The sequence below is a fragment of the Acinetobacter thutiue genome (assembly GCF_030385805.1).
GTDB lineage: Bacteria > Pseudomonadota > Gammaproteobacteria > Pseudomonadales > Moraxellaceae > Acinetobacter > Acinetobacter corruptisaponis.
The window spans coordinates 915,429-931,360 of record NZ_JAUDZE010000001.1 but is presented as its reverse complement, the minus strand read 5'-3'; the positions used below and the strand labels follow the sequence as shown (position 1 = coordinate 931,360).

The following is a 15,932-nucleotide window of genomic DNA, read 5'->3' as shown; positions in this document are numbered from 1 at the left end:
AATAGTTCAGCATAATCAAAATAAAGCATTTTCGGGGGTGTCTAAGGTGTGGTATAGCTTATTAAAATCCGTCATGTTATGAACTCAGGCTAAAATTAATACATTGTTTTAAACAATATAAATACTTGCCATGTGTGTGCATGGGACAGGTGGGGCATATGGCAAGATGATCAAGACACCTTTTGTTGCGATGTGGGGCATTCTACTCACTGGAATAATACTGACACTGCTTACAGTGATGACCGCAGTGTACCAACCCTGGTTTGGTTTGACGCTGACACTGGATAAGCAGCATATCGTGGTAGATACCATCAGCAAACCGCTAGATGTTCAACAGGGACAAACCATCCAGTCAATTGCCAGTGCGGATGGCCGAAACAGAATAGAACTGATTGAACAGGATGTTCTGGAAGATCCTGACCAACTGGAAACCTATCAGCAAAGCAGGCAGTTTTTTTCCCGTCAGGATGATTTGGCAGGTGTGCTGCGCCAACCACAAATCAGTATGCAGTTTGTCAACGGAAAAAGTGTGGTGCTGGAGGTGGAACCCAGACGACCTGTGAATAGTTTGCCTGTAGTATTCTGGGTACAAATTCTGGTGGGACTGAGCAGTTTTTTAATTGGGGGCTGGGTATGGGGCATGAGCCGCAAACGCTATACCACCTTGATCTTGTTTATTGCGGGTTGCTGTATTATGGCAGCGGCATTCTCGGCTGCTATTTATAGTACTCGGGTACTTGCCTTGCCAGCACCCTTATTTGAGCTATTGTCCAACCTTAACCATACTGGTGCGGCGTTGTTTGGCATGGTACTGGTATTACTGTTTTCTAATTATCCTACTGCCCGTTTGCTTCCACCCAGACTGCAACTGCTGTTTGTTGTCGTTACATTCTGCTGGTGGCTGTGTGATATGTTCAAGGTATTCTTTTCTGGCCCTCCGATTGGTGCCTTTGTTCCACTGTTGATTGCGCTAAGCATTATTTTATTGCTGAGCTGGTGGCAATATCGTAAGACAAAATATGATCCCGTTGCACAAGCTGCTTTACGCTGGTTTGGTTTGTCTCTTATGCTGGGTGCAGGTATTCCTGTTCTGCTGGTGAGTATGCCAAACCTGCTGGATATAGATGCCGCAATGGAACAGGGTTATGCTTTCCTGTTTTTCCTGCTGATTTATGTGGGAGTGGTACAGGGTGTAGCACGTTATAGGTTGTTTGAGCTGGAAAGCTGGGTATTTCGTATCCTGTTTTATCTGTTGGGAGCTTTTTTACTGGTCTTGCTGGATGCGCTTTTGGTCATGGTGCTTAGTCCACTGATGTCACTGGGTCTGGCCATCCTGATTTGTGGTCTGGTCTGGCTGCCTATCCGTGGCTGGCTACAGGCACGCCTGTTACAACGTAAAAAATTATCCGACAGTGAACTGTTTGAGCGAATCTTGCAAATCAGCTTTGCGGTGAATGAGCAGCAACGCCAGTTACAGTGGAAAGCCTTATTAAACGACCTGTTTCAGCCATTAAACCTCGAAATAAGTGAACACGAAAATAATAGCCAAATTGAAGACAATGGACTGGTGCTGTATACGCCACAGGTTGCAGGGCTGGCGGCGATGCGTCTTAGCTATCCACAGCAAGGCCGCCGTTTGTTTAATGTCTATGACCAGCAACTGGTTCAGAATGTATTGCCTTTTTTAGCTCAGGCGGTAGAAAGCCGTGTTGCCTATGATCGTGGCGTGCGAGAGGAAAGACACCGTATCGCTCGCGACTTACATGATGATCTGGGGGCGAAACTATTATCGGGTCTCTACCAGAAAGATGTGGATCAAGCCAAGCAGGCCATTCGTCAGGCGATTGCCGAAATGCGTACCATCGTCAATGGGCTACTGGGTACAGGTGTCGAGCTAAATGTGATTTTGCAGGAATTTGAATATGAGGTTGCGACTCGCCTGCAAAGTTGTGGGATAGAACTCAACTGGCAACAAAACCTTGCAGACACACCCATTACCTTAAGTTATGCACAATACAGGCATTATATTTCTATGCTTCGGGAAATCATCAGTAATATAATGAAGTATGCCAATGCCCAGAGTGTAATCATTGACATTAGCCTGGTTGACTCACAACTGGTTTCAGTCATTTGTGATGATGGTGCTGGATTTGATGGTGAAGCTAACCAGTCTGAGGGGAATGGGCTGAAAAACCTGAGGGAACGTGCAACTGAACTTTCGGCAACGCTGCATTTCCAAAGTCTGCCAGAGGCAAAAGGTTCAAGGATAGAGTTGATTTTTCCATTATCGTGACTGTGGCAAAAAGTAATGGATGTAAATATATAAATGGGTATAAACATGATTCGAACGGCATTGATTTTAGAAGATATACTGGAAGTCAATGCATGGATCAAACAGATGTTGCTTGAAACCTTTGCAGGCATTCGTATCCAGCAGGTTTATAGTGTAAAGGAAGCAAAGCAGTCATTATTGTCACAACATTATGATCTGGCCTTGATTGATCTTTCCTTGCCTGATGGAAAGGGAACAGAGGTGATTGACTGGCTGGCACAACATTCTGCCAATACCCTGAGTGTGGTGGTGACAATTTTTGAAGATGACCAATATCTGTTTGAGGCCATTTGTCATGGTGCAAAAGGGTACTTGCTGAAAGACCTTGAACCAACAGTATTTCAACAACATTTGAAAAACCTGATTGCTGGAATCTATGCCTTTTCCCCAAGCATGACGCAGAAACTGCTCAATTATGTCAAAACACATGAACAGCTCAACCAGCAAAAACAACAGGCCATACAATCGCTGACTTTAACCAATCGGGAGAAACAGGTGCTTGTTTATATTGCCAAGGGGCATCAGGTCGCTGAAATTGCCTACGAACTGAAATTATCCAGCCATACCATAAATGGTTATATCAAGACAATTTATCAGAAATTGCATATCTCCTCCCGTGCTGAAGCGGCATTGCTGGCACAGCAATATGGTTTAATTTGAGACGTTTTGTTCTGCTAGGACTTTCTTCTCTAACCATGTCACGACATCTTCATTTTTGACACGGTCATAAATATCTTCAACTGAAATGGTTAAACCAATTGAGTTCAGTGTAATGTGATCTCCCAAATAGTAGAAATGAGATTGCCAGTTTTGACTACGACATACCACTTCAATCTCGGCAATATCCTGTTCAATCAGGATATATTCCTGTAGGGTCGGAATCTGTAGATACTTTTCACGTTTGATCACACGATCGATCTGGCGAGTGGATTTAGACAATACCTCAACAATAATGGTCGGTGTTTCTGTAAAAACACTGTCATCTGCTAAATCTGAACAATCAACCAGTACATCAGGGTAGAAATAACAGCCGTCAATTTTGACTTTCATATCTGACATCATAGAACTGCAAGATTTTCCTTTTAAATGCATATGAAAGGCTGAATTTATATTACTGACAATATGATTATGCGCCGCTTTTGCCCCAGCCATTGCATAGACTTCGCCATGAATATATTCATGTTTAATATCAGTCAGCAATTCGCCATCAAGATAATCCTGTTCACTGACTGGAAGTGGGTATGCATGATGAGGTGACATGGCAATAACTCATAATATAAATACAGCCTATACCTTAGCGTGTATGAAGAAGTATCACAACTCATTCAATATCCACATTGTAAGCAAGTTTTTGAAGTCAAAATAGATTTTAGGCTATCCCCCCTGAACTGGGGATACGCAGAAAACCCTAAAAACGTTACTGTCATCACGAAAGGGATGAAATAACGAATGGGGTTCGTATGTTTAAAAAAAGTTTATTGAGTGCTTGTATTGCTGCCAGTGTGCTACTGACAGCATGTCATGATGACGATGATCAGCAAAGTAACGTATCACCAACACCGACCATAACCTACAGTGATTTAGCTGGAACAGCAGCCGTTGGGGCAGCGATTAAAAATGCCAGTGTCACAGCGAGTTGTAAAGATGGCAGTGGGTTTAAAAATGAGGTTAAAACCAATGAGCAGGGGGAATGGTCAGGGCAGGTGGATAGCACTAAACTACCTTGTGCATTGGAAGTGAAAGCATCAGATATCCAAACCTTGCATGGTTATGCTGCAAAAGCAGGCAATGTCAATATTACGCCATTTACAGATTTGGCACTGGCATTAGCTACTTCCCAAACCCCTAGTGAATGGTTTAAAAGTTATCAACCTGTATTAGAAACCACACTGAAAACTGCGGTGGATAATTTAGCCAAACAACTCAAGGCAGATGGTTATCAGTTACCAGAAAACTTTGATTTATTAACAACCAAATTTGCAATTGATGACGCATTTGATAAAGCTCTGGATGCCTTTGCAGCGTCATTGGCTGCCAATCAAGCAACAATTAAAGACTACGCTGCCCTGATTGAAAAAGTAAAAGCAGGAGATGTGGCAGCACTTCCTGCTGCTGCACCAGTCAATCCAACAACAGATCCAAAAGTTTCAGGTCCATTAACGGCTGCATCTGCAAGCAATACAACAGAGTTTTTAAATGCACTGAAAAAAGATGACTATTATTTAAAAGTGGAAAGTAGCTTCGGTGGGGCAGCTACAGAGTTTCCTGTTGGTAGCATACATAAAGTTGGTATTACCAAAGAGGGTAATGTAACCATTCAGGGGAAAACCCAAGCCTTTACCTATAGCTATAGACAACACACCTTATCTGATTTTCATTCGAATGCACTCACTTTCTATAATGCTGCTGGAACGGGTGTGGAACTGTATATCAGTTATGATCCAGCAACAGGTTATTTAACCGTTGAACCGCAGGGTATGGCGGGTGGTGAGGGCGGTGTAAAACTAGTTTCCAATAAAGGTACGGCAACGACTCCGACCCAGCCTACAAACCCAACGCAACCGACAGAACCAAGCACATCTGATTTGTGTGAATCGAATGGCGCGGATGATAAGCTTGGCTTTAAAAATGCCCCACAAGATTTCTGTAGCTTTAGTAAAGCCAGCACAACAGTGATTACGTCACCTGATATTTATACATTCTTTAATGCCGATAAAAAGCAGAATGTGAAAGTGACTATTTCAGGAACAGCTGTTAAGAGCATTCAGCTTGAAAATGATAAATATGCCTGGGCATGTGGTGTGGGCACAACATATGCCTGTACAGGTGCGGTATTCACCAAGAACGGTAATACAGCACAGGTGACTTTCCAGAATGCATTGCTTGAGGCTGTAAGTGGTACAACGCAGGCATTAACCATTAAAAATGGCGCCCTGATTTATCAGGCAAGTAATACATCACCAGTCAATCCGAGTTCAGCGAATAAATCTTGTGATAGTAATACTAATCCTTATGGTTGTGTAACGATTACAGGAACAGATGCACCTGCAAACTTCTATGAGCATACTGGTTCAATTTATATGAAAACTGAACCAGTTGTGCAATTTAATCCTGTTGTCACGAATAGTGGAGCAGTAACTTATACCAGTCAAAGTCAGGATTTATCTGTAACAGGTCTAATTGTTCAATTTTCAGGTGGTACAAATGCGGCTGTTTATACTGTTGTGCAAGGAAGTAATAGTTTGCAATATCAATGTTCACCAAAAATAAATACGTTATGCACAGGTCTGGTTTTAGATACAGCAGCAAAAACGATCACTTTCAATAACGTTGTAATGAAGCAGACACAACCTGCAAATGGTACTGGACAACTCACGTTTAATGGCACAATGAAATTCTAATCTGGAATAAATAAATTATTTGTTACAGGGCATCTTTGGATGTCCTGTCTATTGCCCATTTACAGAAAATTAAATAAGGATAATTCAATGAAAACTGTTTATCTTAAACCCTTATTGTCTGCATTGTTATTGACTTCATCCAGTTTGGTTGCCTCCTCTGTTTTTGCTGGGGCTTCAGTGGGTAGTGATAAGGCCGATGCGATCAAGGGCCATAATAAAGTTGTGATTGCCGAATTTGGGGTGGAATTTTATACCCAGCGTTTTGCCACGGCGACTGCGGGTGGAATGGCAGGTTCGAGTAGCAGTGCCATTGTTGCGACCCTCACAGGTGTGAGCGATACCACGATGCAGGCAATTACCGATCAGGCATATGCTGATACAGTGACTGCATTAAAACAGGCAGGTTTTGAGGTTGTAGAACCAACAACATTATTGGCAAATCCTGATTATCAGAAACTTGCAGAAAAATATGGGGTAAATTCGCCATACCAATTCAATGACAAAGAGTTGGTTAAGGGCGAAACCACCATCAGTAAGATTTTCGCCCCGACAGGTCAGAAAGCGTATTTTTCCAGTGGCACAGCACGAGGTGATTTTAAACAACGTGTTGATGTCCAGAATCAGGGGCGTGGTATGAAAGAGGGTGAGCTGGCAAAAGCATTGGGCGTAACTTTATTACACGTTAACTACTTAGCCAACTTTGCTGAACCGCATAGTAAAAAACCAGGTGTTTTAGCCTCATTATCCTCAAATGCCAAATCATCAATTGGTTATGTACCTGAGCTGGTGGCTGAGGATACAGCATTTCAGTTTGTGACAGATGCAGGGGCAAGAACTTTTACAACCAGTCGTAGACCGCGTCATACAGGTGCGGTGTACCTTTCAGATAATCTTGAAGCGAATCAGAATATTTTCCAGTCTGTAGAATCAACTTCTGCCGAATCGAAAAAGAAAGAAGCAATAGGCAATGCCACATCCGCAGTGGTTAGTGGTTTATTCTCTTTGGCTACAGGCAGTGGTATTGGGGGGCATAACAGTAAAAAAGCAACTTATGACGTATCACCAAACAGTGAGGAAGCATTTAAACAAACTTACGAAAATCTCATCAGCCAGAGTGCCACAGCAATGGCGGCTAAATTAGCCCAAAATAAATAACAGTAAAAATCCTAGGTTAATGTGAATGAGGTTTTGATCTATAACTCATACATGGCTAAGTTTAGAAAATTAGTGATCAGGATATCTTCGGATGTCCTTTTTTTATTTGACAATTAATATTGTCAAAAATAATATAAAAGCGATTTAAAAAAATGGATAACTGAAATGGAAATAAAAACAATCACCTTACCAACACGCCAGATAGATGTGGAAGTGTATGCACCTGCACAGTCTTCAGAAAAAGTCCCTGCAATTTTATTGCTGCATGAGTTGTTTGGCATACTGGATGTGTATCGGGAAGATGCGCAGGACTTGGCAAATCGTGGCTATCTGGTGTATGTACCCAATTTATTTAGTGGTGGTGCAGTCAAGTATTGTATTCGGGCAATGGTCAGTAAGGCTGGGCGAATCAATGCTGCCGATAGTGATATGAATAAAGAAATTCATGTGTTACTTGATGCGTTAAAAGCTGATCCACGTTCGAATGGTCGCCTGGGTATGTTGGGACAATGCCTAACGGGTGGTTATGTTATTCAAATGGCAAAGCGTGAGGATATGCTGGCACCTGTGGTTTATCATCATTCACTGGGAATTCAAGGTGCAGGTGTACCTAAAAAAGAATCTCTGGATGACATTCGCATTTTGCAGGGGCATTGGTCAAACGTTGATCCATTCTGTCCAGCAACCAAGCGCAACAAATTGATTCAGGAACTGGGTGATCGGGTTGAAGCCTATACCTATAACATGCCGCATGGTTTCCGCAGTGTCAGTCGTGGTCTACCTGAAGCAAAGGTGGTTTGGCAACGCACAGTTGAATTTTTTGATCGTGAATTAAAACAAAATACTGTATAAATGATATGCTTAGGTACATATCATGTATAAATATTGATTCTTATAGAAATAAAATGAGAGGGGAAAATGTCACATACATACGAATATGCAGGTTTTTGGATACGTCTATTGGCTTCAATTATTGACTCGATTATCCTGATCGTTGCTTTAATTCCGATTATGATGATTATCGCACCAAATGCTGCAAGTGGTTTTACAGGCTGGACATGGTCAGATTGGCTTGGTCAAATTATTGGTGCAGTTTTTTATATTGTATGTTGGGTAAAATTTGCAGGAACACCTGGAAAACGGTTATTACGTTTAAAGGTACTGGATGAAAAAACAGGCGAAAACTTGACGGTTGGGCAAGCCATTCTTCGTTATATCGGTTATTTCCCATCTACGCTTGTTTTCTTTCTCGGTTTTATCTGGATTGCATTCGATAGCAAAAAACAAGGTTGGCATGACAAAATCGCAAAAAGTGTAGTTGTACGTGAGCTATAACTTTAGATTTTCAAGATGAACACAAAAAAGTCGTCATGGTTGACGGCTTTTTTGTTTCTATCCGCATGAAAATAAATGAATTGAGAAGCTATGTCTCATAAATGATATATAAGTCTTTTAAGCTTTCACATAGAATAAAATCGCATTGATAAAAATGAGAACAACATGAGTTCAGAGGCACATTCAATCAGCTTAATTGCACCCGTGGTTTTATTGGCCGCGGCTGTGATTGCAGTCCCTATTTTTAAACGAATAGGTTTGGGTTCGGTACTGGGTTACTTAATTGCAGGCTTGATCATTGGGCCATTTGGTTTTGCATTTTTCCATGATTCTGCATCCATTTTACACATCGCAGAATTAGGGATTGTCATGTACCTGTTTGTGATTGGTCTGGAAATGCAGCCTTCACATTTATGGGGACTCAGACGCGAAATCTTTGGCCTAGGGACATTGCAGATTGTAGCCTGTGCGACAGCACTGACAGGTGTGGGACTATTATTTGGCTTCACATGGCAGGTGGCGTTTATTGGTGCGGCTGGTTTTGTACTCACTTCAACAGCAATTGTGATGCAGTTACTGGGAGATCGGGGTGATATTGCCCAGCCACAGGGCCAGAAGATTGTTGCCATTTTATTGTTTGAAGATTTATTGATTGTACCTTTATTGGCTATCGTGGCATTTATGGCACCCAACCATGTGGTGGAAACCACCTCCGCACGTTTGCAAAATATCGGCATTGGCCTGATTGCAATTGCAGGATTGATTGCAGCAGGTTACTGGTTGCTGAATCCTCTGTTTAGGTTATTGGCGGCTGCAAAGGCGCGGGAAGTCATGACGGCGGCGGCACTGTTGGTGGTACTGGGTGCAGCATTGCTGATGCAGGTCAGTGGTTTATCTATGGCGATGGGTGCTTTTCTTGCAGGTGTGTTGTTATCTGAATCAACATTCAGGCATCAAATCGAGGCGGATATTGAACCATTCCGAGGGCTGTTACTGGGCCTGTTTTTCCTCGGTGTCGGGATGTCACTCGACTTGTCCGTGGTTGCGCAAAACTGGCAGCTTATTCTAAGTGGTGTGTTGGCGATGATGTTTGCTAAGGCACTGATGATTTATATTGTTGCCCGTGTCAGCAAAAGCTCACATACCGAAGCACTGGATCGTGCATTGCTGATGGCTCAGGGTGGTGAATTTGCCTTTGTGTTGTTTGCTGCGGCTGTCAGTGCTCAGGTGATTGATAATACAATCAAGTCGAACCTGACCGCAATTATTGTACTTTCGATGGTGTTGACTCCAATTTTAGGGATTGTATTCAAGCGATTTACTCAAACTAAAGACGAAATTAATTTAGACAATGTCAATGTTGCAGAGGGGCTTAATGGCAGTATTCTAATGATTGGTTTTGGCCGTTTTGGGCAGGTGACCAGTCAATTGCTGCTGGCAAGAGGTGTCGATGTCACCATTATTGATAATGACATTGACATGATTCAAAACGCGGAAAAATTTGGTTTTAAAATCTATTATGGTGATGGTTGCCGTCTGGATATTCTGCATGCATCGGGGGCGGCTACGGCACAGGCTATCGTGGTGTGTGTCGATAGTAAAGAAACCACCAATCGAATTGTGGAGCTGGTGACGCATGAATTTCCACTGGCCAAGCTGCTGGTACGTTCTTATGACCGTGAACACTCACTTTATCTAGTCAAGCAAAAAGTTGATTATATGATTCGTGAAACCTTTGAATCAGCAATCAAGTTTGGTGGCGTGATTTTGCAACAATTGGGTGTCGATGAAGATGAGGTACAGCGTATTAGTGAAGAAATTCGTGAGCGTGATAATGAACGTTTCGAAACTGAAATTGCTGCGGATGATGTTTATGCAGGTGTGGGGTTGCAATATACCCATGTACATCCACGTCCAACTGCACCGTTAATTCGACCTAAGCAGGCTGGACGCATTTTAAATGATGAAGAGGCACAGAAAGAGTTAGAGGAAAAATAACGGTTAGCTAATTATATTCTTAAATAAGCCTTAGGATACTAAGGCTTATTTTTTTAGTTTCAACCTGAATAAGATTAAAACAAAAATACCTAAGATCAATCCCCAAAAAGCTGAACCAATCCCCCAGAACTGCACTCCAGAAGCACTGCATAAAAAAGTCAGCAGCGCAGCTTCACGTTCCTCTACATTGGCAAAGGCAATTGCAACATTATGGCTAATGGTTGCGAACAGAGCAATTCCTGCTAAAGCCACAATAAAGATTTGTGGAAACGACATCAGCAAGCTGACCAGTGTTGCTGCAAACAGTCCCATCAAAATATAGAACACACCGCAACTGATGCCTGCAATATAACGTTTGGCTGGGTCGGGGTGAACCTGATCATCCAGACTGACAGCCGCACTAATCGCGGCCAGATTTATCGAAAAACAGCCAAACGGTGCAAAGATGGTATGGGCAACTCCAGTCCAGCCGACCAGTTGATTGACATGCGGTTGATAGCCATAACTCTTGATCATGGCAATGCCTGGCAAGTTCTGTGAGGTCATATTAATCACAAACAATGGTAAAGCTAGACCGAGTAAGGCAGACCATGAAAATGCAGGTTGCATCCAGACAGGTTGTGCCAAAGACCATGTGATGGAATGAAATTGAAAATCGACAAATAATGGGCAAATGATCGCCCCTAAAATTACCGTGAGGACGATGCTGTAACGAGGAAATAACTTTTTCGAGACCAGATAAATCAGTAGCATACTCAGGATAAAGCCCAGATGAGTTTGCATGCTGCTAAAAATCTGGATGCCAAATTTTAGCAGGATACCCGCCAGCATGGCACAGGTCAGGCTTTGCGGAATATGCGCCAATAATTTTTGAAAAATTCCAGAAAATCCGACTATTGCAATCGCAATCCCACAAAGCAGAAAAGCACCAATCGCTTCATATAGATCATAATGGCCTGTAGATGCGATAATCAACGCAATCCCAGGGGTCGACCATGCAGTTGCCACAGGATATTTATATTTCCACGACAGAATTAAGCCTGATAGACCAATCGCCAGACCCAATGCCCAAAACCATGAGCTGATTTGAGCAGTAGTTGCCCCTAGAGATTGAGCACCCTGTATCACCAAGACAGCAGAAACGCTAATCCCGATCAGAAAGGTGATAAAACCAGCAAATACGGCAGGAATGGAAAAATCTTGAATAAGGCGTTGCATCTATGCATCTATACTTGATTAAAATTTGTTGAAAAGTATATCGTTAATATCAGCTAAATCGTAGTTCTAAAATGATTGGATAAATTGATCATTCGACCCAACGTGGCATTAAGTCAGCGTTGAAGTTGCGAGTTTAAGACCAAAACCAAAAAACAGGATGCCAACCAGACAAATACCACTTGCTGCCAGTTTAAGGTTATGTTTAAAGAAAGCTGCCAATTTAATACCAGAAAAGATCAAGGCGGTTAAATAACTAAAGCTAATCAATTGCAGAATAATCGCCAGAATTAAAAAACTTAATGCAGGATAGACATAGTCTGGCTCGACGAACTGCACAAAGAAAGATAGGAAAAATAGGATGGCTTTAGGATTAAGCAGGCTGATACTCAGTGCAGTACGGTAGGGGTGGACTTGATCTAATTGAGGTAAATCAGCCATTTCTGTATGCTGTTGTGGTTTGTTCCATGTTTGATAGGCACCCTGTAACAACTTAAACCCTAAATAAGCTAAGTAGGCACCACCAATTATTTTTAGAATGACAAATAAAATAGGAAAGGTTTTTAAAAGTGAAGCTGCTCCAAAAATAGTGAGCAGGATTAAAATAGAATCGCCTGTTAATACGCCCAATGCTCCCCAAAAGCCTGTTTGGATACCATAACGTGAGGCAATCGACATCACATATAATGAGTTTGGTCCAGGTAATAAGATGATCAACACTGTACCAATGATGTAAGTGGTTAAATCTATTATACCAAACACAATAAACTCATTAAAAACCGATTTTTGCTATAGTAACAAAAATCGGTTTTTTATAGGTGAAAAATCGACTAATTATGGCTTGATTTCAGCATCAATTCCAAATGATTGGCGCAATAGTAGGCTGAGCTGGTCACGCGCCTTGATAAAGCCATCAATACCGCTTTGCAGTAACTGGAAAGCCATTAAATCCTGCTCAAGTTCAGCCTTAAAGCTTTCCTTGGTCTGGGTAGGGCGTTCAATTTTTTCCGCCTGTTGTGCGGCTTCGCTGCTGAGTTGGGCAGCAACTGTTTGTTGATCTTGATCCAGTTGTGCCAATAAATTTGGCGCAATGGTCAATAAATCACAACCTGCCAAGCCTAAAACTTGCACTGTGCTGCGGAAGCTTGCACCCATCACCTGGGTTGGAATGCCGTGTTGTTTGTAGTAGTTATAGATTTTCTTAACTGATAATACACCAGGGTCTTTTTCAATTGGATATTGATCAACGCCCTCAGCTTTTTTATACCAGTCCAGAATACGACCAACAAATGGGGAAATCAGCGTGACTTTGGCATCAGCACAGGCTTGGGCTTGATGTAAGCCAAACAACAAAGTCAGATTACACGGAATTCCCTCAGCTTCCAGCACTTTAGCTGCCTGAATGCCTTCCCATGTTGACGCAATCTTAATCAGGATACGTGACTGCTCAATACCATAGCCCTGATAAAGCTTGGATAATTCACGTGCTTTTGCAATCGTTGCTTCGGTGTCATAAGACAGTGAAGCATCCACCTCAGTTGATACACGTCCATCAATCAGCTTTAAAATTTCAACACCAAATTTCACAGTCAAAATATCAATGGTGCGTTCAATCAGTTCATCACCCTGATAATTTTCCTGTTTTGCCTGTGCATAGGCATCTTCAATCAGTTCTTTACTTTCTGGCTGTTCAGCAGCAGCCGTGATCAGTGATGGATTGGTGGTGGCATCCAAAGGGCGAAATTTTTCAATTGCTTCCAGATCACTACTATCAGCAACCACAGTGGTTAAATTCTTTAATTGATATAATGCAGATTCAGTCATTGGTATAGATTTCTTGCTAAACAATATTATTGGTAACTTCTGTTATAGCACAATCTTCGTGAAAACAAAGCATCGCTTTAATCTCAGATTAAGATTCATACATTCATTATTTATTTTCGAGTTGGCGTTGTGTCCGAATATGCTCAATTAAGAAGCGTGCTGCTGCACCCAAGTCGCTTTCACGACTCCAGACCAAATCCACATAATATTCAAATTTTGGGGTGAAATCATAAAGTTCCATGATTTTTAACTTTTTCTTTAATTCAGGATTTTCATTAAACATTTCCAGTGGTAAAACCCCCCAACCCAAGTTCCGCACAATCATCATACAGGCAGAGTGATGGTTATCAGTACGCCAATAATCTTTGGAAAATAACAGCTCAGGTTTAATGGTATGGTCTCGGCTGGCCACCACAATCTGGCGGGTTTGCACCATTTGCTCAAATGATACTTGTTTGAATTGAGCAAGAGGATGATGTTTTGCAATAACAGGAACCAAAGCCTCTCTTTTTAATTCAACAAACTGTTCACGACTATCTAAATGCTCCCGTTCAAACATCAGTGCCAACTGGGCAGTCTGATCAAGCAGCATTTGTAGGGCATCTTCCTGTGGCGCAGACACAATATTCAGGACGAGGCTGGGAAAGTGTTGCTCAAGCAGGGTGATGTAATCTGTCCAGTTGGTGTGCAGTAGCTCAGAAACCACCACAATATTTAATGTGGATTCCAGTCCAGTACTGAGTGCATGGGCATGTTGTTTCCATTGATTCATTTCAATCAACAGTTGCTGGGTTTTTTCATACAGCACCATTGCCTCGGCCGTAGGCACTGGTTCACGTCCAACCCGTTCAAATAAATTCAGGTTCAGGTCGATTTCCAGATTGGCAATCGACATACTCACCGCAGAGGGAACCTTACCGAGTTTACGGGCAGCGGCAGAAAATGAACCCGTTTCAATGACGGTTTGAAACATGAGAAGTTGTTCTTGATTAATATTCATCTGTCAAAACTAATCTATCAAAGAAAGTGAAAGAACCTGATTGGATTAATCAAAATTATAAAAATAAAATGCACATTATCCAAACAACAGAGTGTTATAGAAATGTTGATCTCCAAGAGAAGACTCGTTCATGCGATGAGCTATGAAGTGATTTTATTGGTCATCATCGCAATTGCGTTAAGTTTTATTTTTAATATGCCTTTAGAAGTGACTGGTATTCTAGGTGTGATTATGGCGGCTATTTCCGTAGTCTGGAACATGATTTTTAACCATTATTTCGAGAAAATAGAATATAAATATCAGTGGCAAAGAACTATTCCAGTCCGTATTTTGCATGCGGTTGGTTTTGAGGGTGGTTTGATGCTTGTGACCATTCCGATCATTGCTTATATGATGAAGATGAGTTTCCTTGAAGCCCTGATTCTGGATTTTGGTTTGACCATGTGTATTCTGGTTTATACGTTTATCTTCCAGTGGTGTTATGATCTGATTGAAGAACGTTTCTTTCCTGATGCCAAATTCGCATCCTAACTATTAAGAGAAGCATTCTTTGAATTTTCAAAGAATGCTTCTCTATATTTATAAATAGCCTAAGCATTAAGTAAAGTTTGAACTCTCTTTAATTAAAATCGCAATAGATCAGACGGAAAAACTCGATCGTCTCATTAAAAATAATCTATAGAATTTTCTATTTAATTAAAATTGATCAAAGTGGCAAATAGAAAAATAATTTTAGGTCAAACCAATAAGATCAAAATCGGTTATATATGGATAGTATAGAGAATGGGAAAAGGTATGAAAAATTTAAAAGGAAAAACCATTGTACTGACAGGTGCATCAGGTGGGATTGGTGAACAGGCTGCCATTCAACTGGCTGCATTGGGTGCCAAAATGTGTTTAATCGCCCGTCGTAAAGATGAATTGGAACGAGTGCAGCAGGTAATTCAGCAGCAAGGCGGTCAAGCATGGATTTATCCTGTGGATATTACTCAGGAAGATGATGCAAAAAGCTGTATTGAACAAATATTAAATGAGCATACAAAGGTTGATGTTCTGGTAAATAATGCTGCTCGCTCGATACGCCGTCCGATTATTCAGGCACTGGATCGGCTACATGATTTTGAGCGTACCATGCAAATCAACTATTTTGCTGCCGTCCGTATGACATTGGGTTTATTGCCACATTTTCTGGAAAATGGTGGAGGGCATGTGATTAATATCTCCACCATGTCCACCCAAGTTCCCATTCCGTTATTTTCAGCGTATTTAGCCAGTAAATCGGCACTAGAATCATTTTCGCGCTCCTTAAAAATGGAACTAGGCGATCAGGGAATTGATGTGAGTATTGTTTATTTCCCAATGGTACGCACGCCGATGTCATCTAAAACAACGATTTATAAACATATGCGAATGCTGGATACCTCTACTGCGGCAGGATGGATTGTCAAGGCAGTACAGCAAAAGTCCTATCGTATCACCAGTACCAGTGGCGCAATTGCTAATGCTTTGCTGAATACTGCACCTGCTACGGTTATGAATTTAACCCGCCCCTTATTTCGTTTGATGGATCAACAGTTAGAGAAAAAATTAAAGGATAAATCCAGTTAGTCTTCTTTCTGGATTCATATCCACACAAAAAGCATCATGCTAAACTAGGTCAATTGTCCTTTAA

Annotated in this window: 14 protein-coding genes; 9 read left to right on the top strand and 5 right to left on the bottom strand. The window is 41.6% G+C overall.

Annotation, left to right across the window (positions count from 1 at the left end; translation table 11 throughout):
- The first annotated feature begins 166 nt into the window (after nt 1-166).
- The gene (locus QTA56_RS04665) at nt 167-2,293 is read left to right on the top strand and encodes a two-component sensor histidine kinase (RefSeq protein ID WP_267979760.1); all 2,127 of its coding nucleotides are present in this window, start codon (nt 167-169) and stop codon (nt 2,291-2,293) included.
- Between the two features lie 45 nt (nt 2,294-2,338).
- Entirely contained in the window at nt 2,339-2,992 is a 654-nt protein-coding gene (locus QTA56_RS04660; RefSeq protein WP_267979759.1) for a response regulator transcription factor, read from the top strand.
- Here QTA56_RS04660 and QTA56_RS04655 read toward each other — a convergent pair.
- Nucleotides 2,984-3,592, bottom strand: a complete 609-nt coding sequence (locus tag QTA56_RS04655) for a Uma2 family endonuclease (RefSeq protein WP_267979758.1) — start codon at nt 3,590-3,592, stop codon at nt 2,984-2,986. The two genes, QTA56_RS04660 and QTA56_RS04655, sit on opposite strands and share 9 nt — an antisense overlap.
- Nucleotides 3,593-3,792: 200 nt before the next feature.
- Here QTA56_RS04655 and QTA56_RS04650 point away from each other — a divergent pair, with 200 nt between their 5' ends.
- The 5 genes from QTA56_RS04650 to QTA56_RS04630 all read left to right on the top strand — a co-directional run bounded on the left by QTA56_RS04650 (nt 3,793) and on the right by QTA56_RS04630 (nt 10,221).
- Nucleotides 3,793-5,733, top strand: coding sequence for a hypothetical protein (locus tag QTA56_RS04650; RefSeq protein ID WP_267979757.1), 1,941 nt, complete (start codon nt 3,793-3,795; stop codon nt 5,731-5,733).
- Nucleotides 5,734-5,820: 87 nt separating this feature from the next.
- Nucleotides 5,821-6,888 (top strand): hypothetical protein, encoded by a 1,068-nt coding sequence (locus QTA56_RS04645; RefSeq protein ID WP_267979756.1) that lies wholly within the window; start codon nt 5,821-5,823, stop codon nt 6,886-6,888.
- Nucleotides 6,889-7,053: 165 nt separating this feature from the next.
- Complete coding sequence (locus tag QTA56_RS04640; RefSeq protein WP_267979755.1) at nt 7,054-7,740, top strand: dienelactone hydrolase family protein; 687 nt, start codon at nt 7,054-7,056, stop codon at nt 7,738-7,740.
- Nucleotides 7,741-7,806: 66 nt separating this feature from the next.
- Nucleotides 7,807-8,223 (top strand): RDD family protein, encoded by a 417-nt coding sequence (locus tag QTA56_RS04635; protein ID WP_004680975.1) that lies wholly within the window; start codon nt 7,807-7,809, stop codon nt 8,221-8,223.
- A gap of 165 nt (nt 8,224-8,388) precedes the next feature.
- Entirely contained in the window at nt 8,389-10,221 is a 1,833-nt protein-coding gene (locus QTA56_RS04630) for a monovalent cation:proton antiporter-2 (CPA2) family protein (protein ID WP_267979754.1), read from the top strand.
- Between the two features lie 45 nt (nt 10,222-10,266).
- Here QTA56_RS04630 and QTA56_RS04625 read toward each other — a convergent pair whose 3' ends face one another.
- From QTA56_RS04625 to aceR, 4 genes are all read right to left on the bottom strand, one after another.
- Entirely contained in the window at nt 10,267-11,439 is a 1,173-nt protein-coding gene (locus QTA56_RS04625; RefSeq protein WP_267979753.1) for a benzoate/H(+) symporter BenE family transporter, read from the bottom strand.
- 108 nt (nt 11,440-11,547) lie between these two features.
- Nucleotides 11,548-12,198: a leucine efflux protein LeuE gene (leuE, locus tag QTA56_RS04620; protein ID WP_267979752.1), complete on the bottom strand. Its 651-nt coding sequence runs from the start codon at nt 12,196-12,198 to the stop codon at nt 11,548-11,550.
- Nucleotides 12,199-12,270: 72 nt separating this feature from the next.
- On the bottom strand, nt 12,271-13,260 hold the full coding sequence (gene tal, locus QTA56_RS04615) for a transaldolase (protein WP_267979751.1): 990 nt from the start codon (nt 13,258-13,260) through the stop codon (nt 12,271-12,273).
- Between the two features lie 106 nt (nt 13,261-13,366).
- Complete coding sequence (gene aceR / locus QTA56_RS04610) at nt 13,367-14,260, bottom strand: HTH-type transcriptional regulator AceR (RefSeq protein ID WP_267979750.1); 894 nt, start codon at nt 14,258-14,260, stop codon at nt 13,367-13,369.
- Between the two features lie 102 nt (nt 14,261-14,362).
- On the opposite strand from aceR, the gene aceI reads away from it, so the two are divergent.
- Both aceI and QTA56_RS04600 read left to right on the top strand, forming a co-directional pair.
- Entirely contained in the window at nt 14,363-14,791 is a 429-nt protein-coding gene (gene aceI / locus QTA56_RS04605) for a chlorhexidine efflux PACE transporter AceI (protein WP_267979749.1), read from the top strand.
- A 264-nt stretch (nt 14,792-15,055) separates the two neighbouring features.
- Nucleotides 15,056-15,868 (top strand): SDR family NAD(P)-dependent oxidoreductase, encoded by an 813-nt coding sequence (locus QTA56_RS04600; protein ID WP_267979748.1) that lies wholly within the window; start codon nt 15,056-15,058, stop codon nt 15,866-15,868.
- Nucleotides 15,869-15,932: the final 64 nt, after the last annotated feature.